This is a genomic window from Gordonia sp. SL306 (assembly GCF_026625785.1).
Lineage (GTDB): Bacteria > Actinomycetota > Actinomycetes > Mycobacteriales > Mycobacteriaceae > Gordonia.
In genome coordinates, this window is sequence record NZ_CP113063.1 from 4,597,810 (window position 1) to 4,620,279 (window position 22,470).

General features: G+C 66.9%; 26 protein-coding genes. 23 read left to right on the forward strand and 3 right to left on the reverse strand.

The annotated features are described in order from the left end of the window. The first annotated feature begins 37 nt into the window (after positions 1 to 37). From ffh to OVA31_RS21080, 15 genes are all read left to right on the forward strand, one after another. Entirely contained in the window at positions 38 to 1,606 is a 1,569-nt protein-coding gene (gene ffh / locus OVA31_RS21010; protein ID WP_164306664.1) for a signal recognition particle protein, read from the forward strand. 17 nt (positions 1,607 to 1,623) lie between these two features. After that, entirely contained in the window at positions 1,624 to 2,721 is a 1,098-nt protein-coding gene (locus tag OVA31_RS21015) for an amidohydrolase family protein (protein ID WP_267631632.1), read from the forward strand. A 485-nt stretch (positions 2,722 to 3,206) separates the two neighbouring features. Beyond that, the gene (gene rpsP / locus OVA31_RS21020) at positions 3,207 to 3,674 is read left to right on the forward strand and encodes a 30S ribosomal protein S16 (protein ID WP_267628507.1); all 468 of its coding nucleotides are present in this window, start codon (positions 3,207 to 3,209) and stop codon (positions 3,672 to 3,674) included. Next, positions 3,671 to 3,913: an RNA-binding protein gene (locus tag OVA31_RS21025; protein ID WP_124706967.1), complete on the forward strand. Its 243-nt coding sequence runs from the start codon at positions 3,671 to 3,673 to the stop codon at positions 3,911 to 3,913. Before rpsP ends, OVA31_RS21025 begins: the two co-directional genes overlap by 4 nt. Before the next feature lie 17 nt (positions 3,914 to 3,930). Then, the gene (rimM, locus tag OVA31_RS21030; RefSeq protein WP_267628508.1) at positions 3,931 to 4,449 is read left to right on the forward strand and encodes a ribosome maturation factor RimM; all 519 of its coding nucleotides are present in this window, start codon (positions 3,931 to 3,933) and stop codon (positions 4,447 to 4,449) included. Between the two features lie 2 nt (positions 4,450 to 4,451). Then, the gene (gene trmD / locus OVA31_RS21035) at positions 4,452 to 5,156 is read left to right on the forward strand and encodes a tRNA (guanosine(37)-N1)-methyltransferase TrmD (protein WP_267628509.1); all 705 of its coding nucleotides are present in this window, start codon (positions 4,452 to 4,454) and stop codon (positions 5,154 to 5,156) included. 95 nt (positions 5,157 to 5,251) lie between these two features. Further along, on the forward strand, positions 5,252 to 5,617 hold the full coding sequence (locus OVA31_RS21040; protein WP_324290138.1) for a YbaB/EbfC family nucleoid-associated protein: 366 nt from the start codon (positions 5,252 to 5,254) through the stop codon (positions 5,615 to 5,617). Continuing rightward, the gene (locus OVA31_RS21045) at positions 5,610 to 5,993 is read left to right on the forward strand and encodes a hypothetical protein (protein ID WP_267628510.1); all 384 of its coding nucleotides are present in this window, start codon (positions 5,610 to 5,612) and stop codon (positions 5,991 to 5,993) included. The genes OVA31_RS21040 and OVA31_RS21045 overlap by 8 nt, the downstream gene beginning before the upstream one ends. Before the next feature lie 17 nt (positions 5,994 to 6,010). Further along, on the forward strand, positions 6,011 to 7,045 hold the full coding sequence (locus tag OVA31_RS21050) for a hypothetical protein (RefSeq protein ID WP_267628511.1): 1,035 nt from the start codon (positions 6,011 to 6,013) through the stop codon (positions 7,043 to 7,045). Continuing rightward, positions 7,042 to 7,494: a hypothetical protein gene (locus tag OVA31_RS21055; protein WP_267628512.1), complete on the forward strand. Its 453-nt coding sequence runs from the start codon at positions 7,042 to 7,044 to the stop codon at positions 7,492 to 7,494. The genes OVA31_RS21050 and OVA31_RS21055 overlap by 4 nt, the downstream gene beginning before the upstream one ends. 58 nt (positions 7,495 to 7,552) lie before the next feature. After that, positions 7,553 to 8,491, forward strand: coding sequence for a hypothetical protein (locus OVA31_RS21060; RefSeq protein WP_267631634.1), 939 nt, complete (start codon positions 7,553 to 7,555; stop codon positions 8,489 to 8,491). A gap of 78 nt (positions 8,492 to 8,569) precedes the next feature. After that, positions 8,570 to 8,911 (forward strand): 50S ribosomal protein L19, encoded by a 342-nt coding sequence (gene rplS / locus OVA31_RS21065; protein ID WP_164306672.1) that lies wholly within the window; start codon positions 8,570 to 8,572, stop codon positions 8,909 to 8,911. Positions 8,912 to 8,929: 18 nt separating this feature from the next. Continuing rightward, positions 8,930 to 9,802, forward strand: coding sequence for a signal peptidase I (gene lepB / locus OVA31_RS21070; RefSeq protein ID WP_267628514.1), 873 nt, complete (start codon positions 8,930 to 8,932; stop codon positions 9,800 to 9,802). 35 nt (positions 9,803 to 9,837) lie between these two features. Then, complete coding sequence (locus OVA31_RS21075) at positions 9,838 to 10,530, forward strand: ribonuclease HII (protein ID WP_267628515.1); 693 nt, start codon at positions 9,838 to 9,840, stop codon at positions 10,528 to 10,530. After that, positions 10,520 to 10,831: a DUF2469 domain-containing protein gene (locus OVA31_RS21080; protein WP_267628516.1), complete on the forward strand. Its 312-nt coding sequence runs from the start codon at positions 10,520 to 10,522 to the stop codon at positions 10,829 to 10,831. Before OVA31_RS21075 ends, OVA31_RS21080 begins: the two co-directional genes overlap by 11 nt. A gap of 103 nt (positions 10,832 to 10,934) precedes the next feature. On the opposite strand, the gene OVA31_RS24785 is transcribed toward OVA31_RS21080, so the two are convergent. Beyond that, positions 10,935 to 11,537, reverse strand: a complete 603-nt coding sequence (locus OVA31_RS24785) for a DUF3558 family protein (RefSeq protein WP_420714096.1) — start codon at positions 11,535 to 11,537, stop codon at positions 10,935 to 10,937. A 571-nt stretch (positions 11,538 to 12,108) separates the two neighbouring features. Here OVA31_RS24785 and OVA31_RS21085 point away from each other — a divergent pair. The 5 genes from OVA31_RS21085 (at position 12,109) to OVA31_RS21105 (ending at position 18,144) form a co-directional block, all read left to right on the forward strand. Continuing rightward, the gene (locus OVA31_RS21085) at positions 12,109 to 13,437 is read left to right on the forward strand and encodes a hypothetical protein (protein ID WP_267628517.1); all 1,329 of its coding nucleotides are present in this window, start codon (positions 12,109 to 12,111) and stop codon (positions 13,435 to 13,437) included. Positions 13,438 to 13,550: 113 nt separating this feature from the next. Beyond that, a complete protein-coding gene (locus OVA31_RS21090; protein WP_267628518.1) occupies positions 13,551 to 13,973 on the forward strand; it encodes a YraN family protein in 423 nt (140 codons plus the stop codon). After that, entirely contained in the window at positions 13,970 to 15,505 is a 1,536-nt protein-coding gene (locus OVA31_RS21095) for a YifB family Mg chelatase-like AAA ATPase (protein WP_267628519.1), read from the forward strand. The genes OVA31_RS21090 and OVA31_RS21095 overlap by 4 nt, the downstream gene beginning before the upstream one ends. Then, on the forward strand, positions 15,502 to 16,635 hold the full coding sequence (gene dprA, locus OVA31_RS21100) for a DNA-processing protein DprA (protein ID WP_267628520.1): 1,134 nt from the start codon (positions 15,502 to 15,504) through the stop codon (positions 16,633 to 16,635). Before OVA31_RS21095 ends, dprA begins: the two co-directional genes overlap by 4 nt. A gap of 231 nt (positions 16,636 to 16,866) precedes the next feature. After that, a complete protein-coding gene (locus OVA31_RS21105; RefSeq protein WP_267628521.1) occupies positions 16,867 to 18,144 on the forward strand; it encodes a saccharopine dehydrogenase family protein in 1,278 nt (425 codons plus the stop codon). Between the two features lie 6 nt (positions 18,145 to 18,150). Here OVA31_RS21105 and OVA31_RS21110 read toward each other — a convergent pair whose 3' ends face one another. Next, entirely contained in the window at positions 18,151 to 18,714 is a 564-nt protein-coding gene (locus OVA31_RS21110) for a TetR/AcrR family transcriptional regulator (protein WP_267628522.1), read from the reverse strand. Between the two features lie 144 nt (positions 18,715 to 18,858). Between OVA31_RS21110 and OVA31_RS21115 the strand changes: the two genes are divergently transcribed. Together OVA31_RS21115 and OVA31_RS21120 are read left to right on the forward strand one after the other, a co-directional pair. After that, a complete protein-coding gene (locus tag OVA31_RS21115; protein ID WP_267628523.1) occupies positions 18,859 to 19,719 on the forward strand; it encodes a siderophore-interacting protein in 861 nt (286 codons plus the stop codon). 79 nt (positions 19,720 to 19,798) lie between these two features. Continuing rightward, on the forward strand, positions 19,799 to 20,725 hold the full coding sequence (locus OVA31_RS21120) for a tyrosine recombinase XerC (protein ID WP_267628524.1): 927 nt from the start codon (positions 19,799 to 19,801) through the stop codon (positions 20,723 to 20,725). Here the strand turns inward: OVA31_RS21120 and OVA31_RS21125 are convergent. Beyond that, positions 20,673 to 21,290: a M23 family metallopeptidase gene (locus tag OVA31_RS21125; RefSeq protein WP_267631635.1), complete on the reverse strand. Its 618-nt coding sequence runs from the start codon at positions 21,288 to 21,290 to the stop codon at positions 20,673 to 20,675. The genes OVA31_RS21120 and OVA31_RS21125 overlap by 53 nt on opposite strands. A gap of 325 nt (positions 21,291 to 21,615) precedes the next feature. Between OVA31_RS21125 and rpsB the strand changes: the two genes are divergently transcribed. Beyond that, a complete protein-coding gene (gene rpsB, locus OVA31_RS21130) occupies positions 21,616 to 22,431 on the forward strand; it encodes a 30S ribosomal protein S2 (protein ID WP_164306762.1) in 816 nt (271 codons plus the stop codon). Positions 22,432 to 22,470: the final 39 nt, after the last annotated feature.

Here is a 22,470-nt window from a genome sequence, read left to right on the forward strand (position 1 = left end):
TGATCGGGCCGGGGCACGAGCATGGAAGACTAGAGGCATGTTCGATTCGCTTTCCGATCGGTTGGCCGATGCCCTGAAGGATCTTCGCGGTAAGGGCCGGTTGTCCGATGCCGACATCGACCGCACCTGCCGTGAGATCCGGCTGGCGTTGCTCGAGGCCGACGTCTCCCTGCCCGTGGTCCGTGGCTTCATCGCCAAGGTCAAGGAGCGTGCCAAGGGTGCCGAGGTATCCGGTGCGTTGAACCCTGCCCAGCAGGTCGTCAAGATCGTCAACGACGAGCTCGTCGGGATCCTGGGTGGCGAGACGCGTCGGATCACCTTCGCGAAGAACCCGCCGACGGTGATCATGCTGGCCGGCCTGCAGGGTGCCGGTAAGACCACCCTGGCAGGCAAGCTCGGTCACTGGCTGCAGAAGCAGGGCCACACCCCGCTGCTGGTGGCCTGCGACCTGCAGCGTCCCGGCGCGGTCTCACAGCTGCAGATCGTCGGTGAGCGTGCCGGCGTCAAGGTCTTCGCGCCGCATCCCGGGACCAGCATCGGCGGCGAGGGCCAGCTCGGTGTCACTGCAGGCGATCCGGTGTCGGTGGCACGCAGCGGCGTGGCCGAGGCGGCGGCCCAGCATCACGACGTCGTGGTGATCGACACCGCGGGTCGACTGGGCATCGACCAGGAGCTCATGAAGCAGGCATCGGACATCCGTGATGCCACCGAACCGGATGAGGTCCTGTTCGTCGTCGACGCGATGATCGGTCAGGACGCGGTGTCCACCGCCGAGGCCTTCCAGGACGGAGTCGGGTTCACCGGCGTCGTACTGACCAAACTCGACGGCGACGCCCGTGGTGGTGCGGCGCTCTCGGTGCGTGAGGTCACCGGTCGTCCGATCATGTTCGCGTCGTCGGGCGAGAAGCTCGACGACTTCGACGTCTTCCACCCGGACCGGATGGCCAGTCGGATTCTCGGGATGGGCGACGTGCTGTCGCTCATCGAACAGGCCGAACAGCATTGGGACACCCAGCAGGCCGAGGCCGCAGCGGCGAAGATCACCCAGGGGGAGCTGACCCTCGAGGACTTCCTCGAGCAGATGCTGATGATCCGCAAGATGGGTCCGATCGGCAACATCCTGGGCATGCTGCCCGGCGCAGGCCAGATGAAGGATGCGTTGTCGCAGGTCGACGACAAGCAGCTCGACCGCGTGCAGGCGATCATCCGCGGGATGACGCCGGCCGAGAGGGACAACCCGAAGATCATCAACGCGTCACGCAGGCTGCGTATCGCCAACGGCTCGGGTGTCGCGGTCAGCGAGGTCAATCAGCTCGTCGATCGGTTCTACGACGCCCGCAAGATGATGTCGCAGATGTCCGGCCGAATGGGCATGGGCGGCGGGGGACGCAAGACCAACCGCAAGAAGGGTAAGGGCAAGAAGGGCAAGGGCCGCGGACCCACGCCACCGAAGGCCGCGCGTGCCGGTTTCCCCGGCATGGGCGGTATGCCCGGGATGCCTGCCGGTTTCCCCGACCTGTCCAACATGCCTGCGGGACTCGACGAGCTGCCGCCGGGGCTCGAAGGCCTCGACGTCAGCCAATTCCAGCCCAAGAAGAAGAAGTAGCCGCGGTGGCCGGACCGATGGGAATCGGGTCGGCGCCCGCCGACGACGTGCGGCACTACCGTGGGCGAGACCCGTTCAGCGACGAACAGATCGACCTCTGGGTGGTCGGTGACACGATCACCCGCGAGCCGGTGGCGTCGGCCCGCACCGTCCTCGATGGCGGCTGGATCATCCCGGGCCTGGTGGACGCACACAACCACGTCGGGATCGCACCGGGCCTCGGCGTCACCATCGACCGGGCGCGCGAGTACGCGAAGGCGGATGCGCGCGCAGGCACATTGCTGATTCGCGAGGTGGGGTCGCCTCTGGACACCCACCCACTCGACGACGACCCATCGTGCCCGCGCTTCATCCGGTCGGGCAAGCACATCGCGCGCCCCAAGCGGTATCTGCGGGATTACGGCGTCGACCTCGAGAATCCCGACGAGCTCGCTGACGAGGTGACCAGGCAGGCGCGCGACGGAGACGGCTGGGTGAAGATCGTCGGCGACTGGATCGACCGCGAGGTGGGGGATCTCGCGCCGCTGTGGACGCGGCGACAACTCGATGCGGCAGTGGCCGCCGCGCACGCGGAGGGAGCGCGGATCACCGCCCATGTCTTCGGCTCCGATGCGTTGCCCGACCTCATCGGCGCCGGAGTCGACTGCATCGAACACGGCACCGGACTGACGGCAGATCTCGTCGACGAGATGGTCGAACGGTCGATCTCGTTGGTGCCCACCCTGATCCAGGTGGAGAACTTCCCGGGTATCGCCGACGGCGCCGACCGGTTCCCGACCTATCAGGCGAACATGCGCAAGCTCCACCAGAATGCGGAGGCTGTGTTCGCGGCCGCCCGTGAGGCGGGGATCACGATGTTCGCCGGCACCGACGCGGGTGGGTTCGTCGAGCACGGGCGGATCGTCGACGAGATCGTGGCGATGGCCGCGGTCGGCTTCGGGGCGGAGGGTGCGTTGCGGGCCGCCAGCGTCGCGCCGCGGGAGTGGCTCGGCGCAGGCGTCCTCGGCGAAGGCGATCGTGCCGACTTCGTCGTCCTCGACGACGACCCACGAGAAGACCTGACGACCCTGCGCCGACCGCGGTCGATTGTTTGCTCCGGGCTAACCGTTTCCTGACCTCGTTGCGCACAAAACCCCAGCTCGCATCCGCGGCTGTGACGTATTCGTGTGAGGTACTCCACGTTCGTCGAACTGGTACCGCTAACTTACCGGCTGGTAATGTGACGACCGCGTTGCATGGGTTCGCGGGCGCGGAGACATCGCCGACTTCACCCGAGGCAGGTCGGGGGAGGGCCACCACGGGAGATATCGGTGAGTCGGGGTCTCCGCGGTCGGCACGCGACATGTGGTTACCTTCAGCGGGGTGGGTAACCACATGTCGAACCCCGTGTTCGACACCGCGTGCGCGACCTCGGGGAGGTCTGGGCCGCAGCGTCGATTCGACGCGGTTTTTGCTCCGGGAGCCCGGTCTGGCAGAATGGCACGCTGGTTCGTCGGACCCGGTTACGCACCGACCGACGGTCACACCACAACAGATCGCAAAACCGGGTCCGTCACCGGACGGGCCGCTGAATTGCGCAGTGACCACTCGAGGAAGAAACATGGCTGTCAAGATCAAACTCACGCGTCTCGGCAAGATTCGCAACCCGCAGTACCGCATCGTCGTCGCTGATTCTCGGACCCGCCGCAACGGCCGGGTGATCGAGACCATCGGCAAGTACCACCCGAAGGAAGAGCCGAGCCTCATCGAGGTCGATTCGGACCGCGCGCAGTACTGGCTGGGCGTCGGCGCACAGCCGACCGAGCCCGTCGCGGCCATCCTGAAGGTCACCGGTGACTGGCAGAAGTACAAGGGCCTCCCGGGCGCCGAGGGCACCTTGAAGACCAAGGAGCCGAAGCCGTCGAAGCTCGACCTCTTCAACGCCGCGTTGGCCGCCGCCGACAGCGGACCGGCCGCCGAGGCCACCACCCCGAAGAAGAAGGCTGCCAAGAAGGCCGACGAGGAGACCCCGGCCGAGGCCCCCGCCGACGCCGCCGCGACCACCGGTGACGACAAGGCCGACGCGTGACCGCAGTCGTCGCTGACGCGGTCGAGCACCTCGTCCGTGGCATCGTCGCGAACCCGGACGACGTCCGTGTCGAGATGATCACCGGCCGCCGTGGTCGGCTTGTCGAGGTGCACGTCAACCCCGAGGACCTCGGCAAGGTGATCGGTCGCAACGGCCGCACCGCGACCGCACTGCGTACCCTCGTCACCGGCATCGGTGGCCGCGGTATGCGTGTGGACATCGTCGACACCGATCGCTGATCGAGAACGACTCCGCGATGGATCTCGTGGTCGGCCGTGTGGCCAAATCGCACGGTGTTCGCGGTGAGGTGGTCGTCGACATCCGCACCGACGATCCGGCGTCGCGATTCGCTCCCGGGACCGACCTGCGAGGCCGACTGCCGCGCGGAGGCGGGGAGAAGACATTCACGGTGACAGCCGCCCGGCATCATGCCGGGCGGCTGTTGCTGTCCCTGGACGAGGTGGCCGATCGGTCGGCGGCAGATGCTCTGCGCGGCACGCTGTTTCTGATCGACAGCACCGACGTCGACTCGGGTGACGACCCCGACGAGTTCTACGATCACGAACTCGAGGGTCTGCCGGTCTCGACGATCGACGGTGCGGCGGTGGGCAGGGTCGCATCCGTGCTGCATCTGCCCGGCGGGGAGATCCTCGCCGTCACGACGCCGGAGGGCGCCGAGGTGCTGATCCCGTTCGTCCGCGAGATCGTGCCGACCGTGACCTCCGAACTGATCGAGATAGATCCCCCCGACGGTCTGCTCGACCCCGAGGCGTGACGATGCGCATCGACGTCGTCTCGATCTTTCCCGAGTATCTCGACCCGTTGCGGTTTGCCTTGCTGGGCAAGGCCATCGATGCGGGCCGCATCAGTGTCGACGTGCACGACCTGCGTGCGTGGACCCACGACGTGCACCGCAGTGTCGACGACTCGCCGTACGGCGGCGGGCCCGGGATGGTCATGAAGCCCGAGGTGTGGGGACCGTGTCTGGACGAGGTGTGTCCCGACGACGCGCTGCTCGTCGTCCCGACCCCAGCGGGCGTGCCGTTCACCCAGGCGACGGCACAGCGCTGGAGCGCGGAAGATCAGCTGGTGTTCGCGTGTGGGCGCTACGAGGGCATCGACCAGCGCGTCTTCGACGACGCGGCGCGTCGCGTACGGGTCGAGGAGGTCTCCCTCGGCGACTTCGTGCTGATCGGAGGCGAGGTCGCGGCGATGGCGATGATCGAGGCCACCGTCCGGCTCATCGACGGCGTCCTCGGCAATCCGCAGTCGCACCAAGAGGATTCGTTCTCCGATGGGCTGCTCGAAGGGCCGAGCTACACCCGGCCGGTGTCGTGGCGCGGCCTCGACGTGCCCCCGGTGCTGCTCAGCGGCGACCATGCCAAGGTGGCGGCCTGGCGGCACGGGCAGTCGCTGGCGCGGACGGCTGCGCGCAGGCCGGACCTGCTGCCTCGCGGATCACACGACGATCGCGCCGAGTGACCTCGCGGTCGGCCTGACCCGTTGACGGCGGCCGGATGTGGCGCTCGGATCTCGTCTGAGCGCCCGCTAGGATTGCTCGACCGGGAGGGGGTCGGATGATGGCGGATCGATGGTCGGCGATGCTCGAGGAGCTGTCTCGTCAGAGGTCGGAGTTGACCCGGGTCGGCGAGGCGATGGCCGGGTTGACCGCTCGTGCCGTCAGCACCGATCGTCTGGTGTCGGTCACCGTCGACGCCCGCGGGTTGCTGCACGATCTGACGATCGATCCCCGCGCGATGCGTCGCTATCGGGCCGACCAGCTCTCGGCGCAGATCACCGCGCTCGTCGCCGAGGCGGACCGGCGGTTGCAGGACCAGCGGAACCAGATCTACACCGAGGCCGTCCAACCATCACCGGACTACTCCGATATCCGAGTGGGTGAGGGCACATGGCCGCGACGGGCGGGGGACACGAATGACTGACACATCCGTTCCCGGCGAGGCGCCGTCACGTACCGGCGAGCATGGCCGTCCGGAGGCCGGGGTCGGGCGACTCGATGTCGACGTCGACTCGTTGAGCCGGCTCACCGCCCGCCTCGCGGCCGTCGACACTAGGCTCGGGTGGCTTGCCGTCGAGGTGACCGACGCGCTCGCCGACGCCGAGGCCGCGATCGGCGTCGACGATGCCGCACGCGCATTTCGCACTGGATTCGCCGGCCTCACCACCGATCTCGCGGGAGCGTCGGCCGGGGTGGCGCGAGCATTGGCAGATCATCAGACGCTGATCGCCCGTGGAGTGCGCGAGATCGGCGGCGCCGACGACGAGGCGGGTCTGCGGCTGAAGTCGGGCGACCGATGACGACGGGGACGACGCCGATGAGCGTGCCGCCGGAGATCCGTGCCCTGGCCGAGCAATTGGCTCCCGGTACGTGGCCGAGTGCCGACGTCCGCGGACTACGAGCGGCTGCCGCCCGCTGTCGTGATCTGGCGTCGCGGGCGGCCGACCTGGCCGCGGAGGTCGTTGCGGCGCATCGTGATCAGGTGAGCGGTGCCGGCGCTTTCCACGACGGGGTCGTCGAGGGCGGGCGCGCGCTGACCGGCTCCCCGGACACGGGATTCGGGCGGTTGATCGGGCGGCTCGAGTCGACTGCGACGGCGCTGGAGCGCTACGCGGATGCCGCGGCGACCACGCACAACGAGATGACCGTGATCGCATCGCTCGCCGACCGGGAGCGACTGCGATCGGACCTGCTCTCGACGCTGGGGGACGACTCCGCACGCGTGGTCGCCGCCGGCGGAGGTCGGATGGCACTGACGGCGGCCGGCGAGGACTACACCGAAGCGGCCGGCGACGCCGGCCACCGACACCACGACGATCAGGCACAACCGGCAGCGACCAGTGGCATGCTGCCGTTCTCGGCGATGAGTGGACTGGCCGCGGGGGCCGGCGCACTGGCCGCCTCGCACGCCGGGACGGTGAGTGGCGGCCCGGCGGAACTGAGCGGTCCCGACACCGACTGGCTGCAACGGCGGGCGGCCCAACTGCAGTCGGCACTGCCGTCGTCGGTGGCCGGCTGGGTCCGAATGGCCGTGGGTATCGGTGTGTCCGCCGACGGTTCCCGTGCGGTGGTGATCGGCACCAGCGACCCGTATCCCTATCAGCGCGAAGGGATCACGCTCGGCCCCGGCGAGATCATCGCCGGCAGCGGCCGGGCAGCCGAACTCGCCGTCGTCGATCACATGACCGAATCCGGGATCAGCCTGCAGGCGATCGCAGCGGCGACGCCGATGGCACCGGGGACCCTCGCAGCGCTGGCCGGAACCGATGCCGAGTTGTTCGCGCCGGACGAGCACGGATCTGACGACGGACTTCTGTCGCTTTCCCACGAGCCGGGGAGCGAGCACCCATGAGCGATCGGATCACGCGACTGCCCGACGGTGTCGCCGAGCTGGTGGACCGCGTCCCCGACAGTGATCTCGCCCCGTGCATGTACTTTCTGGCGATCACGGTGCTCTCGGGTGTCGACGTCGGCGACAGCGCGGAGCTCACCACGGCGCTGACCGAGTTGCGGGAACGCGGATCCGTGTCGGCGGGACACCGGTTGGAGGTCGGTAGCTGCCTCGCGCAATTGGAACAACGCGCGTTCATCGCGGGTCGTCGAGGTGACGACGAGGCACGTGATCGAGCATTCTTCCAGGCGCGCGCGGTGAACTGTCTGGTCCACGTGATCGGGGCGGGCTCCGGGGCCGTCGCCGCCCGGGAGCCGAGGGACCGGCTGCGAGAGGCCGCCTATGAGGCTGCGATCGCGTTCCGCGGGACGCCGGGGGTGGTGAGCGTTCTCAATCGCTACGCGGGGTGAACTGCGGCATTAACCTTGGCGTGTGCACCACTGGCTCTCGCATCGGGCCGCCGATTGGATGTCACACGACATCATCGAGCGGGGGCGATTGCCCCTGCTGGTGTTCTTCCTGGGGCTGATCGTCGGTTTCGTGGTGATCCGCATCAGCGTGCGGTTGATCAGGGCCGACGTCGGCTGGTGGTTCTCCAACGTCACCGCGGGCGACACGCACGTCCACCACGTGGTGTTCGGGGTGGTCCTGACGCTGTTGTCCGGGCTCGGGTTGATCGCGTTCGCGCTCAGTGGTGATCAAGCGGCCATGTCCGTCCTGGCCGGGCTGTTCGGAGTCGGCGCCGCCCTCATCCTCGACGAGTTCGCGCTGATCTTCTACCTGCGCGACGTCTATTGGTCGCAAGAGGGTCGGACGTCTGTGGATGCGGTCTTCATCGCCCTCGCGGCAACCGGCATGATCCTGCTCGGATTCCGGCCTCTCGACCTCTACTTCGATGCTCTCCACGATCTGCGGATCGGACGGACCTTTGTGGTCGACCTGATCGCCGCGGTGCTGAACCTGGCGCTAGCTGCGATCGTCGTGTTGAAAGGCAAGGTGTGGACCGGCGTGATCGGCGTGTTCGCGTGGCCTTTGCTGATAGTCGGGGTGATCCGGCTGGCGCGTCCGACCTCACCGTGGGCGCGCTGGCGATATCTGTCGCGACCGAGGAAACTGAAACGGGCGATCGAGCGGGAGCGGAAGCTCCGACGCCCGTTCGTCCGGGCGAAGATCTTCGTCCAGGATCTGGTCGCCGGGCGTCCCGACGTCCTGCCGCACGTCCGGGCCGCGACCGAGGATCGGCTCGATCACGTGGTGCATCCGGCGCCGCCGCCACCGGCGATTTCGCCGCAGCGGGGTCTGTCTGGCACAATAGTCGGGTTGCCTGGCGATGATGTCCCACCTGAGGGACGTGGTCCCGGGACGCACCTTGACTCGGAGCACGAACCGGTCGAACCTCACACATGATCACCCGCGCGTCGGGAGGTCGAGTGCGGGCCGCCAGGTTCCTCTGTTCACGCGAACCGCCAGATTGGACCTACCACAATGAACACCCTCGACTTTCTCGACAAGCAGTCGTTGCGCGACGACATCCCCAAGTTCGGACCCGGTGACACCCTCGACGTCCACGTCAAGGTGATCGAGGGCTCGAAGGAGCGCGTCCAGGTGTTCAAGGGCGTTGTGATCCGTCGCCAGGGCGGTGGCGTGCGCGAGACCTTCACCGTGCGCAAGGTGTCCTTCGGCGTCGGCGTTGAGCGCACCTTCCCGGTGCACAGCCCGAACATCGCCAAGATCGACGTGGTCACCCGCGGTGACGTGCGACGCGCGAAGCTCTACTACCTGCGCGATCTGCGCGGCAAGGCAGCCAAGATCAAGGAAAAGCGCTGACGCGTCTACCCTGACGACGTGGCTGACACACACTCCACGGGTGGGGAATCCGAACACGCTGCCGATCGCTCGTCCTCCGATGCGGGGGACTACGGCTGGGACCGTGACGGCGACCACCCCGATGAGCGCCCATGGCGCACCAAGAGTGACAAACCCGAGAAGCGTGGCTCGCTACTTCGTGAAGCAGTCATCATCATCGGCTGCGTGCTTCTGCTGACCTGGTTGTTGCAGACCTTCATCGGACGTCAGTACGTCATACCGTCCGAATCGATGGAGCAGACCCTGCACGGCTGTGCAGGCTGCACCAACGACCGCATCGTCATCGACAAGCTGTCGTACCGCTTCGGCGACCCCAGCCCCGGTGACGTGGTGGTGTTCAAAGCTCCCAGCGAGTCATGGGACGGCGCGTGGCTTTCGCCCCGCTCCGAGAACCCGGTCGTCCACGGACTGCAGGATGGTCTGTCGTGGTTCGGTTTCGCGCCGCCGGACGAGAACGATCTGGTGAAGCGCGTGATCGCGACCGGCGGGCAGACCGTGGAATGCAAGAACGCCGAGAACGTCGGGGTGAAGGTCAACGGCAAACCCTTGACAGAGCCGTACGTCGACAAGCAGTTGCAGGCCGACGACGTCGCAGCCGGCAACGAGATGGCAGCGGGCCCCAACGGTCAGCCGAACTCCTGCTACGGGCCCGACTTCGGTCCGGTCAAGGTGCCCGACGGCAACGTGTGGGTGATGGGCGACAACCGCGCCAATTCGGCGGATTCCCGGTTCCACATGGAGGACGAGTTCCACGGCACGGTGCCGGAGAGCGACATCCGCGGCAAGGTCCGATTCATCATCTATCCCTTCTCGCGGATCGGTGGTGTGTCCTCGCCCAATCCCCAGTCATGACATTCGGGGATTGCACCGGTGGGGGTAAGTGAACTGTGAGCCGTTGGCCGCCACGATTCCCGATTCGTCGGGCAGCAAGTCTGCGTACCTTCGAGTTCGCGCTGCATCGCAACGGGCTCGGTCCGGTCGCAGGCGTCGACGAGGCAGGTCGGGGAGCATGCGCGGGACCGCTGGTGGTTGCCGCGTGCGTCCTCAAGCCCACGCAGATCGCCTCGCTCGCCGATCTCGACGACTCCAAGCGCCTCACCGAGGCGGTCCGCGAGTCGCTGTACAAGGCGGTGACGAAGTACTCGTTGAGCTGGAGTGCCGTCATAATTGACGCTGATGAGATCGACCGGATCGGCATCCACGTCGCGAACATCGAAGGGATGCGTCGCGCGGTTGCCGGCCTCGACGTCACCCCCGGATACGTGCTCTCGGACGGATTCGTGGTCCCAGGGCTGACGGTCCCGTCGCTACCCGTGATCGGTGGCGATGGTGCCGCCGCGTGTATCGCGGCCGCCAGCATCATTGCCAAGGTGACCCGGGACCGGATCATGGTCGCGATGGACGCCGACCTCCCCGGTTACGATTTCGCCGTTCACAAGGGCTACAGCACAGCCCATCACATGTCTTGCATCGATCGTCACGGACCGTCGGTGCAGCACCGTATGTCCTACCGGAATGTCGCCGCGCGGGTGACGTCCGGCCCCGACCCGACCACGATAGGCTTGTCGAATGAGTGCTGAGGATCTCGAGAAGTACGAAACCGAGATGGAACTCTCCCTGTACCGCGAGTACAAGGACATTGTCGGTCAGTTCACCTACGTGGTGGAGACCGAACGGCGCTTCTACCTCGCCAACGGGGTGGAGATGGTGCCCCGCAACACCGAGGGCGAGATCTACTTCGAGCTGCGCATGTCCGACGCGTGGGTCTGGGACATGTACCGACCTGCGCGCTTCGTCAAACAGGTTCGGGTCATCACGTTCAAGGACGTCAACATCGAGGAGCTCGAGAAGCCGGAACTCCGGCTCCCGGACGAGCCGTGATCCACCGCGCCCCGCCGCCCGCCCCCGCCCACCCGCGCGCGATTTTGTAGCATTAATCCGCACCTGACGCGGATTAATGCTAGGGATTCATTTGGTGGCTTGGTTATTTGGGGATTTTGTTGATGGTGGCTGTAACCATATCGATCGCGTAGCCGCAGATCTCCGCCACGGGTTTGCTTGGGCTCAGAGCGTAATCGGCAAGGGTGATTACTCCGCTACCTCCGGACTGAACGTACGTTGTACAGCTTCCAGAAGTATCACTTGCCACACCGATATCGCGCCCTCCGATAACTCTATCGGGTAGCCAGGTTGAGCCCACCTGATTTTGTTGCTTATACCAGGAAAGATCGCTTGAGTCCACGACTGTTTGCGAGATTGCCAAATATTCGGATTGAGGCGGCAAGTAGTTCCAGGTGCATCCGCGCAATGACTGGCCGTCAACAGTTGCTGCATCTTTTACACTTCGGGGGTCGATACCGATGCGCGAAAGATCATTCGGATCTGTGGTGCAAGGTTCATAGGACGTTCCATCATTTGAGCCGTTCCATCGCAGGAGGAACCGATTCTCAAAGGGAAGTGAAACACCATTGTCGTCAGTCTGTCGTGGGCCTGACGATGTATTGGAGGCGGCAAGACTTGATTGTTGCGTTGGGCTGCCGCTGATTGGCTCGGAGCACCCAGTGGCAACCGAGGCGGCCAACACCACAGCAAATATGCTCGCACGTCGGTTGATCAGAATCGCGTCACTAGTTTTCAAAGTCTTGGGCCAACTGGGAATCTTGATTACGGATCGATTCAGCTGCAGCGAGACAGTTAGCGGCTAGAGTGTCTAATTCAGAAATATGGTCGCCAAGCTGTGTACGCCAGCCGCTTTCAACAATCGCTGTGCGGAGTGCGTTATAGAGATTGAGCCCTTCCACGCAATCGCGGCCGAAATAGTTCGAGTTTACGATCGTCATTACCCTGTGTCTGCAGTCGGCGAGTTCTCGCGCTGCTGCCTTCGCGGCCTCAGCGCGCCGAGTCCAAGCGACGTCATCGGACACCACATCGGGAGCGCCAAGCATCCTCCCCACCTCCCCGCGCATCGACGTCCCATCCCCACCGCTCATACAGTCCTCCCCACAGAACCTTCGACGTCGCATGCGCCGCAGCGGTTCCACCCTAGCGATCCACACCTGCAGGTCTCGTGCCCGCAGACACAGAAGTCACAAGTAGGATAGCCAACCGTTGGACATCGATGGTGGCGACCGGTGGAAGGCGCAGACCGAGGGGGATCCGTGGCGGACGATGGCTCCACATACTTCTGGGACGCGTCGGATGACGGCAAGAACGCGGGATCGGCCGGCGCATCGAGCGGTGGATCGACGGACTGGCAGCTGGCGATCCAACAGATGCTGAGCCGAATCGCCTCGATGGAGCCGGGCACGGCCGGGGCGGATGCTGCCGCGCTGCAACAGGCCATCGACGCCGCGATCAAAGCGACAGAGCGTCTGAAAGACTTCGCTCAGGATGGTCTCGAAGGTCACGCCGCGCAGGGAAGTGCGGAACGCGCGTCTCGACTTGCGACCGAAATAACTTCCGGAGCGAAGTCCGTCTCGGGGGGAGTAGGTGCCTTGGCGACGGCGCAGGGGATCCTGGCTGCCGCCAAGGTGCAGGAGCCTTTTCTTCAGCAGATGCAGAAGGAGATGGAAGAAAAACCCGAGGACGCTGCGGAGATCATGACGCGCGCCGCATCCCTCATGACGAGTCTTTACAACGGGCCGATGAGCTCTGCAGCGGGTCAAGCTCCTGACCCGATCATGAATCCGTCAGTCGGTTCCGCCCTGATCGCAGGGTCGACCGCCAGCGTCGTCGGTGGCTCAGGTGGTAGCGGTGGAAACAGTGGTGGCGGAAGCACCCACACCACCGCAGGCGGATCGTCTGACCTCGGCGAGTACGGCAACAACGGTGCAGCGTCCGGGGCGGCGACGCCGACCGATGCGGGTACGGCCGCAAATGCACCGTCCTCGAACACTAATTCCTCTGGCGACAAACCTTTGTCACTGGGCGATGACGCCGCGAGCGGCGGTGGCGGTGCCGATGATCCCGACGACCTCTCCCGCGGCGGCCTCGGGAGCGCGAACAGCTCGGGCAATTCGACGGTCCCGACAGGAATGATGCCCGCCGGGGGCGCCGCGGGAGCGGCGGGCTCGGGCGGGAAGGTCGGCGGCCCGAATGCGGGCGCCGGCGGCTCGGGCGGGACCGGTGGCGCCAACGCGGCATCGGCGATGTCGCGACGACTGTCGGGAGCGTTGCCCGCAGCAGCGTCGCCGTCGACTACGCCTGCGAGCTCCACGACACCTGTGGGCGCCGGCCCGGGGCGTGCAGGCGGGCCGATGGGCGGTGCACCCCACGGAGGACGCGCGCGCGGATCCGACGACCGGAGCCACAAGCCGGCGCACTACCTCCACACGCAGGAGAACGGGGCGGAGATCGTCGGGAGCCTGCCATTGGTCGGGCCGCCGGTGATCGGGGACTGGGCGCCCCCGCAGGCACCGGCCGTAGCCGAGGCGCCCGCGCCAAGATCAGATGAAGCCGACGGGACCGACACGGATCTCAAGCTCTGACCTGTGGCCGGGAAAAGGACGCAACCTGTCCACATTCTCTGAACCATCCACAGAACCGGACGATTTCGGCTGTGACGACCTGAATCGTCGTACGCTCCGACGATGCTTATGGCATGAGCGACAACATATCCCGGCCGCAGCGTTCTGGCACGCCTCGGCGGCCACGTAGCGCGGATATCGGCCGTCTCGGTGAAGATCTCGCCGCCGAGCACGTGCAGGGTCTCGGGTGGACCGTGATCGAGCGCAACTGGCGCAACCGATTCGGCGAGCTGGACCTGATCGCGGCCGACGGGTCGGTACTGGTCGTCGTGGAGGTGAAGACGCGGGCCTCCCGGATCTTCGACGATCCGGCCGCGGCCGTCACCCCTCTCAAGCTCGCGCGTATGCGGCGGCTGATCCGCCACTGGCTGGCCGATCATCGCGAGGGCTGGTGGGGCGAGATCCGCTTCGACGTGCTGTCCGTACAACTCGACTCGAGGGATCCGACCGCGGTCGACCGGGCCGTGGTGCGTCACCATCGAGGCGTGTTCGCATGAGCGAGCCGGGCCTCGTCACCGGGCTCGGGCGCGTGCATTCGGTGGGACTCAACGCGTTTGTCGCGCGGCAGATCGAGATCCAGGCGAACGTGGGGCACGGACTGCCAGGCTTCGCGGTCACCGGCACGGTCGATGCGTCGCTGCGCGAGGCCCGCGACCGCGTGCGTGCGGCGATCTCGAACAGCACGCTCAAGTTCCCGGACATGAAGGTGACGGTCTCACTCGCTCCGGCCGACCTCCCCAAGGCGGGCTCCTCGTTCGATCTCGGTATGGCATTGGCGATCCTTGCCGCCACCGAGCAGGTGACCACCACCAGGTTGCACCACACTGTGTTCCTCGGAGAACTCGGCCTCGACGGCGGGCTACGGCCGGTGCGAGGAGTGCTACCGGCCCTGAAAAGGGCCCGCGACTGCGGGTTCACCCATGCGGTGGTGCCGATTCCGAACATCGCGGAGGCCGCTCTTGTCGCCGACCTCGACGTCGGCGGCGCACATACCTTGCGGGAGGTGGTCCGCTGGCTGGCGGGAGACCATGTGCTGGACACCGTCACCGAAAGCGACAGCGTTCCGCCGCCACCCGAGGTCGCCGACATGGCTGACGTCGTCGGGCAGGCGGAGGCGCGTCATGCCCTCGAGATCGCCGCTGCCGGCGCGCATCACGTCCTGATGACCGGACCGCCCGGCATCGGCAAGACGATGCTCGCACGACGGTTGCCCGGCATCCTGCCGGCGCTGTGTCCCGAAGAATCTCTCGAGGTCACGGCCATCCACTCCATCGCCGGAACCTTGCGCGCAGGTCATCCACTCATCACCGACGCGCCGTTCGTCGCCCCGCACCACACCACGACCGCGACCGCGTTACTCGGCGGAGGTACCGGCCTCGCGCGACCCGGCGCGGTTTCTCGTGCGCACCGAGGCGTCCTGTTCCTCGACGAATGTGCCGAGATGGGAGCAAAGGTTCTCGACTCCTTGCGACAACCCCTGGAAGAAGGCGAGGTCCGCGTCTCGCGGCGAGATGGCGTGGCCACCTACCCGTCCCGTTTTCAGCTCATCATGGCCGCGAATCCCTGTCCGTGCGCACCTGCGCACGACATCGACTGCGTCTGTTCGGCTGTCGCGCGACGTCGGTACCTCGGGAAGCTGTCAGGGCCGTTGATGGACCGCGTCGACATCCGGGTTCACATGGACCCACCCGGGAACACCGCCCTGATGAACTCGGTCGAGGAGTCCAGCGCGACAGTACGTGAGCGTGTCTCGCGGGCTCGGGCCACCGCGATCGAACGTTGGTCGGAACACGGCTGGCTGACCAATGCAGAAGTACCGGGCTCCGCACTGCGGCAGCGATTTCGACTGTCACCCAAGGCTCTACGGCCGATCGAGCTCTTTCTTCGCGACGGACGCGTGACGGCTCGCGGAGCCGATCGCGCGATCCGCCTCGCGTGGACCCTGGCCGACCTGAAGCAGGGTAGCGAGCCTGGCGAGACCGAGATCGCTGAGGCCCTGCTGTACCGGGACCGGAGAGGATACCGATGAGCCACCACCTCGACGACGCCGAGCGTCGGGCCTGGGCGTATCTCGCCCGTGTCGCCGAACCGCCCTGCGCTGCCATCGAATCCCTGTGTGACGAGCTCGGCCCAGTCGAGGCGGCAGCCGCCGTACGGGCGCGTTCGGTCCCGGCCGGCCACCCCTTGGTACTCGAGGCCACGGCCGCTCGCGCCGACATCGACACCGCCGCAGACGATCTGGAGATCGCCGAGCGGATCGGGGCCCGCCTGGTGACCCGCGACGACGACGAATGGCCGGGCTGGCCGCTGATGTCGTTGAGTCAGTCGGACACGGCAGCCCGTGGCGGAGTGCCGTTGGCATTGTGGGTCCGTGGGCCGGGCCGGCTCGACGAATTGGCGACGACGGGTGTCGCGCTGGTCGGTTCGCGTGCCGCGTCGGGCTATGGCGAGCAGGTCGCGTCGAGCCTCGCGTCCGGACTCGTCGCGGAGAACTGGACAGTGACCTCGGGCGGGGCATACGGGATCGACGGGGTCGCCCACCGTGGTGCCCTGGCTTCCGGCGGTTCGACGATGGCTGTCATGGCTTGTGGGATCGATCGCGACTATCCCGCCGGTCACGCACGATTGCTCGCAGAGATCGCCGACCGGGGCCTGGTCGTCTCCGAGTACCCGCCGGGTACCACTGCTGCCAAGCATCGCTTCCTCACCCGGAATCGCCTGGTGGCCGCGATGTCCGCCGCCGTGGTGGTCGTCGAGGCGGGACGTCGGTCGGGCGCGGCGAACACGGCCGCGTGGGCACGGAAACTCGGCCGTCCGCTCGGGGCCGTGCCCGGCCCGGTGACGTCGGCGACATCGATCGGATGTCACCAGATGATCGCCGACGACCTGGCAGTGCTCGTGATCGACACCCGGTCGGTCATCGCGCTTGCCGCTCCCGACGGCGCAGCCGACAACGGCCGGGGCCGAACGCGGCCCACTGATCGCCTCACGGCAGACGAGCGGCGTGTGCACGACGCGTTACCGGGTCGGGGCTCGGTCACGATCGAGGAGATCTCGTTCTCCGCCGGGCTCGACATCCCGGTCGTGCGATCCGCCCTGGCCCGGATGGACGTCAGTGGACACGTGGTGAATGACGCAGGAATGTGGCGATTGCCCTGACTGGAACGTGCCGGCCCGTTGGCGTGTACGGCGGCGGCGCGAGAACGCTGGACTTCTTGGTCCTCGCCGTGGGTCGAGATCGGCCCCGAGGGCCATGGACGCGTCACGCAACGGGCACCTCCGCATCGTCGCAGCTGGGCCACTCCGGTGGCCGGTCTGAGCTTGGCGGGGGCACGTGTGACGACCCGTCAATCCGTCATCGACGTCGATGTCCCCGACTAGGGTCGGTGTATGAGAATCCTGCTGGTCGGCGCCGGCGGTGTGGGTGACGCCGTTGCGAAGATCGCCGCTCGACGTGAGTTCTTCGACCACATGGTCGTCGCTGACTACGACGAGGACCGGGCGCGGCGCACGGTGGCCGCGATCGTCGACGTGCATGGCCCGGGTGCCGCCGCGAGGTTCAGCGCGGTGGCGATCGACGCGGGCGATGCGTCGGCGATTCGCGATGCGGTGCGGGATCACGGTGCGACGCACGTGATGAATGCGGTGGAACCGAAGTTCGTGCCGACGGTGTTCGGCGGAGCCTTCGCCGGCGGCGCCGACTATCTGGACATGGCCATGAGTCTGTCGACTCCGCACCCGTCCGAACCCCACCGGCAAACCGGAGTGAAGCTCGGTGACGAGCAGTTCGCCGCCGCCGCGGACTGGGAGGGGGGCGGTCGCCTGGCGCTGGTCGGGATGGGGGTCGAGCCCGGGTTGTCCGACGTGTTCGCCCGCTACGCCTGCGACAACCTCTTCGACGAGGTCCACGAACTCGGCACCCGGGACGGCGCAAACTTGGTGGTGCGCAACGAGAGTGGCGAGGAGGTCTTCGCGCCGTCGTTCAGCATCTGGACCACCATCGAGGAATGTCTGAATCCGCCGGTGATCTGGGAGAGGGACAGGGGTTTCTTCACCACGCCGCCCTTTTCCGAGCCGGAGGTGTTCGACTTCCCCGAGGGGATCGGCCGGGTCGAATGTGTGAACGTCGAACACGAAGAGGTCCTGCTGATGCCGCGATGGTGCGACGCGCGACGCGTCACGTTCAAATACGGTCTGGGGGAGGAGTTCATCGGTGTGCTCCGAGTTCTCAACACGCTCGGTCTCGATTCCACCGAGCCGGTCGGCGTGCGCTCGGCGGCGGGACGTGTGCGGGTGGCCCCGCGTGACGTGGTGGCCGCCGTCCTGCCCGACCCTGCCACCATCGGACCGGTCATGACCGGCAAGACCTGCGCGGGGCTGGCGGTCACTGGCATCAAAGACGGGCGACCACGCCGCGTGTACCTCTACCACGTCAGCGACAACGAGTGGACGATGCGTGAGTACGGCACGCAATGTGTGGTCTGGCAGACCGCGCTGGGGCCGGTGATCGCGCTCGAACTGCTGGCCGCGGGGACTTGGCGCGGAACGGGCGTCCTCGGTCCCGAGGCCTTCCCGGCAGAACCCTTCCTCGAGTTGATGCGAGCGGACGAGTCCCAGGGCGGATACGGGCAGCCATGGGGACTCCGTGAAGACGACCCGCAGGTGTGAGACCGTTCAGCGCCCGGTGAGCAGGTCGATGAAGATCCGGGTGTCGTCGTCACTTGCGGGGCCGTGGCGCCGGCGCGCGTGCAGATAACCGATCCCGGCGTACAGGAGAGTCGTCGCGCGCGCATGTGCCTCCGGCTCGTCGAAACCGAGTTCGCGCATCGCCTCGTGGGCGATGTCGAAGATCTGCTCGTCGAGTGCGGCCACGGTGTCCGCCAGGGATTCATCGGTTTCGGCCCAGGTGCGGACGGCGGCCTCGACCGTCCAGCGCCGAGGATCGGACACCAGTCGGACCATCGCCTCGATCCGTTCCACCGGGGGGAGGGTCTGCAGATCGGCCAATGTCTGCCTCGCCGACTCCTCGACCTCTCGGCAGTGATCGGCGAGCGCCGACATGAGCGCGGCGATATCGGTGAAATGCCAGTAGAAGCTACCTTTGGTGACCCCGAGGTGGGCGCACAGCCGCGAGATCTTGATGGCTCCGACGCCTTCGGTGATCAGCAGTTGCATCGCGGCATCGAGCCAGTCATCCACGGTCAGACGCGATCCGCGTCGAGGAGACGGCTCCGGCATGTTGACCTCGATGGGTTGTGACTGTGTACTGACAATTCGACGACCTGAACTCCCAGGTTAGATCACACCGCGAATACGATGCGTCGGAACTCTTTACTTAGGTTTACCTAATGCGGCGTACTGTGGTGTCCGAGAGGAGGCTTCATGGCCAAACACATGAACATCATGACGGTGCTCCGACGCGAGCAGCTCAGCCCGCACTTCGTCCGTCTCTACCTCGGTGGCGACGACTTCGACGACTTCACCCCCGACGGTGATCGTGGTACCTGGGATACCGACCTGTACATCAAGATTGCCTTCGGCCCCGATGGTGCGCCATTCCAGGGGGACGTCGACCGCAAGCAGATGCGGCTCATGCCGGCAGCGGAGCAGCCGGTACTGCGGACCTACACGGTGCGCTCGATCGATGTGGACCGACGCGAGATCGCCGTCGACTTCGTCGTCCATGGCGACGAGGGCATCGCGGGTCCGTGGGCGGCAACCGTCGAACCCGGTGCGACCGTTCGGTTCCTCGGTCCCGGGGGCGGCTATCGGCCGGCGGCGACGGCTCCCTGGCACCTGTTGGCCAGTGATGAGGCCGGATTGCCTGCGGTCGCCGCCGCACTCGAGGCGCTGCCCGACGACGCCGTCGCGAAGGTGTTCGTCGAGGTCGCGGGTCCGGAGGACGAGATCGCGCTCACCGCACCGGCCGGTGCGGAGATCGTGTGGGTCCATCGCGGTGGCCCGGCGGGCGAGGTCGGTGACGACCGGGCCGGCGACAATGCTCCCCTGATCGCAGCCGTCCGCGCCGCCGAGTGGCTCGACGGTGAACCGCATGTGTTCATCCACGGCGAGGCGCAGGCAGTGATGCACAATCTGCGCGCCTACGTGCGCAAGGAACGCGGTGTCGGGGCAAAGAATGCGTCGATCTCCGGCTACTGGCGCCGGGGTCGGACCGAAGAGGGCTTCCGAGAGTGGAAGTCGGACCTGCGCGCTGCCGAGGAGGTAACCGGAGCTGCGGTATAGCCGTCGCGGACGGCCACGATCCGGCAACGGACCGCGTGCCCGGTTGCGCTCGGTCACGGTGGCTAGTTCTCTCGATGCCATGACCGCCGAGTCCGACTCCGCTTCGCCTCACGTCGCCGGCGTCCTCGACGACTTCACCTCCTTTCTCACCTACGAGAAGGGGCACAGCGAGCACACCGTGCGCGCGTACGTCGCTGACGTCCGAGGACTCGTCACGTTTGCGGGGGCACGGGGTGTGTCGGTCGCAGACATCGACCTGTCGCTGCTGCGGAGTTGGCTTGCCGACCACACGCGCCGTGGCGCTGCGCGGACCTCGATCGCGCGCCGGGTGTCGTCGGCCAAGGCCTTCTGCGCGTGGGCCGCCCGCGAGGGGGTATTCGGCGCCGACCCGTCGACGCGTCTGCAGGCGCCGAAGGCGCACCGGACGTTGCCCGCTGTCCTGGCGCCGGACCAGGCCGCCGCGACGATGCGTTCGGCGGCCGATGGCGGGACCGATGAGGAACCGCTCGCGTTGCGTGATCGGTTGATCGTGGAACTGTTGTACGCCACCGGGATTCGTGTCGGAGAGCTCTGCGGCCTCGATGTCGGCGACGTCGACGAGACGCGACGCGTTCTGCGGGTCACCGGTAAGGGGAACAAGGAACGGACGGTGCCGTACGGGGATCCGGCCGCGGTGGCGATCGACCGTTGGTTGGCGCACGGGCGGCCGGCATTGTCCGGGCCGTCGTCGGCGGGCGCTCTCTTGCTCGGCGCACAGGGCGGCCGGCTCAACCAGCGGATGGCCCGACGTGTGGTGCACCGGGCGGTCGCGGCCGCCGGCGGGCCGGACATGGGGCCGCACGGACTGCGGCACAGCGCGGCCACGCATCTTCTCGAAGGTGGTGCCGATCTCCGGGTGGTGCAGGAGTTGCTCGGGCACTCGTCGTTGGCGACCACGCAGCTCTACACCCATGTCAGTGTGGAACGCCTGCGTGCGGTCCATCGGCAGGCGCATCCCCGGGCCTGATCCCACCGACGGGTTTCAGTCGGACGCGGAGCGCGCCGATCAGGGCCAGGGGGTTCAGGTAGGTGGCCGCCCTGCCCTGGCCCCGGCGAGCACCCCAGTGCAGGCAGGCAGGCGCAGAGCATCCCTCGTGTCCGGCGATCACGGTGCCGATCACCTCACCGCGCCGTACCGTCGTGCCCTGTCGGACCGAGGCGCGGACCGGCTCGTAGGTGGTGATCAGCGCATCGGCGTGCCGGATCGACACGACGGGGCGCCCGGCGACCACACCGGCGAACTGCACCGTCCCGGCGCCGGCCGCGTGGACGACGGCGCCCGGCGACGTCGAGAGGTCGACTCCGCGATGACCCGGTTGCCACCGGTGCTCGGGAGGGTCGAATCCACGGTCCACCGCGGGCGGCGGTGGCAGGGGCAGTCGGAATCGTGGATTGGCGCCGCCGGCCACACCCGGCAGCGCACACAGCAGTACGGCAACCAGCACGAGCTCGGACAATGCGTACAGGATGACCCGGAACAGGCGTTTCCGGCGGTGCCGTCGGGTCCGTCGATCATGGTCGGCCATGAACATCTGACGCACAGGTGGCGTGATCGGCTCCCGCGGAAATCGCCGTCGTCGGAGGCGACCGCGCACGGCCCGGCAGAACGCCGGGTGGGGTTTTTGGTTTTCGGCAGATGACCGGCGTAAACTGGCCCACGCACCTCATCGATTTCGGTGAGGTGACTTCGCGCGCCTGCGTTGCGAACCGCACTCACCTCGTGAAAAGCGGTTCATCACGCCGGGTGGGCGGTCCCGGATGCGGTCGAGAACTGCGACCCGGGTCCACCACGGCGGCAGGCGTCAGGATCGGCACCGACCGGTGTCGATGTCAACTGCACACAAAGGAAATGACGACATGGCTGTCGTGACCATGAAGCAGCTGCTTGACAGCGGCGCACACTTCGGGCATCAGACCCGCCGTTGGAATCCGAAGATGAAGCGGTTCATCTTCACCGACCGCAACGGCATCTACATCATCGACCTGCAGCAGACGCTGACCTACATCGACAAGGCGTACGAGTTCGTCAAGGAGACCGTTGCCCACGGTGGCACGATCCTCTTCGTCGGTACCAAGAAGCAGGCGCAGGAGTCGATCGCCGCAGAGGCCACTCGCGTCGGCATGCCGTATGTGAACCAGCGCTGGCTCGGCGGCATGCTCACCAACTTCTCGACCGTCCACAAGCGCCTGCAGCGCCTGAAGGAACTCGAGACCATGGAGCAGACCGGTGGCTTCGAGGGTCGCACCAAGAAGGAAATCCTCATGCTCACGCGTGAGAAGAACAAGCTCGAGCGGACACTCGGTGGTATCCGCGATATGGCCAAGGTGCCGTCCGCCGTTTGGGTGGTGGACACCAACAAGGAGCACATTGCTGTCGGTGAGGCACGCAAGCTCAACATCCCGGTCATCGCGATCCTCGACACCAACTGCGATCCGGACCTCGTCGACTACCCGATCCCGGGCAACGACGACGCGATCCGCAGCGCCGCTCTGCTCACCCGCGTGGTCGCCTCGGCGGTCGCCGAGGGAGTCCAGGCCCGTGCCGGCCAGTCCTCCGACGATTCCAAGCCGGAAGCCGGCGGCGGCGAGCCCCTGGCCGAGTGGGAGCAGGAACTGCTCACCCAGGCCACCGCGCCCGCCGGTGGCGAGGCCGGAACCACCCCGGCCCAGTAGGAACCAGTCCTGACGTCTCCCCGGGCCGCGACCCGGCCC

Coding starts and splice junctions, on each gene's coding strand:
- rpsB (WP_164306762.1), top strand. CDS start 21,616: ATGGCTGTCGTGACCATGAAGCAGCTGCTTGACAGCGGCGCACACTTC.
- OVA31_RS21125 (WP_267631635.1), bottom strand. CDS start 21,290: ATGTTCATGGCCGACCATGATCGACGGACCCGACGGCACCGCCGGAAA.
- rplS (WP_164306672.1), top strand. CDS start 8,570: ATGAACACCCTCGACTTTCTCGACAAGCAGTCGTTGCGCGACGACATC.
- OVA31_RS21110 (WP_267628522.1), bottom strand. CDS start 18,714: ATGCCGGAGCCGTCTCCTCGACGCGGATCGCGTCTGACCGTGGATGAC.
- OVA31_RS21040 (WP_324290138.1), top strand. CDS start 5,252: ATGATGGCGGATCGATGGTCGGCGATGCTCGAGGAGCTGTCTCGTCAG.
- dprA (WP_267628520.1), top strand. CDS start 15,502: ATGAGCCACCACCTCGACGACGCCGAGCGTCGGGCCTGGGCGTATCTC.
- OVA31_RS21095 (WP_267628519.1), top strand. CDS start 13,970: ATGAGCGAGCCGGGCCTCGTCACCGGGCTCGGGCGCGTGCATTCGGTG.
- ffh (WP_164306664.1), top strand. CDS start 38: ATGTTCGATTCGCTTTCCGATCGGTTGGCCGATGCCCTGAAGGATCTT.
- OVA31_RS21080 (WP_267628516.1), top strand. CDS start 10,520: ATGAGTGCTGAGGATCTCGAGAAGTACGAAACCGAGATGGAACTCTCC.
- OVA31_RS21045 (WP_267628510.1), top strand. CDS start 5,610: ATGACTGACACATCCGTTCCCGGCGAGGCGCCGTCACGTACCGGCGAG.
- OVA31_RS21050 (WP_267628511.1), top strand. CDS start 6,011: ATGAGCGTGCCGCCGGAGATCCGTGCCCTGGCCGAGCAATTGGCTCCC.
- rpsP (WP_267628507.1), top strand. CDS start 3,207: ATGGCTGTCAAGATCAAACTCACGCGTCTCGGCAAGATTCGCAACCCG.
- OVA31_RS21120 (WP_267628524.1), top strand. CDS start 19,799: ATGACCGCCGAGTCCGACTCCGCTTCGCCTCACGTCGCCGGCGTCCTC.
- OVA31_RS21055 (WP_267628512.1), top strand. CDS start 7,042: ATGAGCGATCGGATCACGCGACTGCCCGACGGTGTCGCCGAGCTGGTG.
- trmD (WP_267628509.1), top strand. CDS start 4,452: ATGCGCATCGACGTCGTCTCGATCTTTCCCGAGTATCTCGACCCGTTG.
- OVA31_RS21105 (WP_267628521.1), top strand. CDS start 16,867: ATGAGAATCCTGCTGGTCGGCGCCGGCGGTGTGGGTGACGCCGTTGCG.
- OVA31_RS21115 (WP_267628523.1), top strand. CDS start 18,859: ATGGCCAAACACATGAACATCATGACGGTGCTCCGACGCGAGCAGCTC.
- OVA31_RS21015 (WP_267631632.1), top strand. CDS start 1,624: ATGGGAATCGGGTCGGCGCCCGCCGACGACGTGCGGCACTACCGTGGG.
- rimM (WP_267628508.1), top strand. CDS start 3,931: ATGGATCTCGTGGTCGGCCGTGTGGCCAAATCGCACGGTGTTCGCGGT.
- OVA31_RS21060 (WP_267631634.1), top strand. CDS start 7,553: ATGTCACACGACATCATCGAGCGGGGGCGATTGCCCCTGCTGGTGTTC.
- OVA31_RS21090 (WP_267628518.1), top strand. CDS start 13,551: ATGAGCGACAACATATCCCGGCCGCAGCGTTCTGGCACGCCTCGGCGG.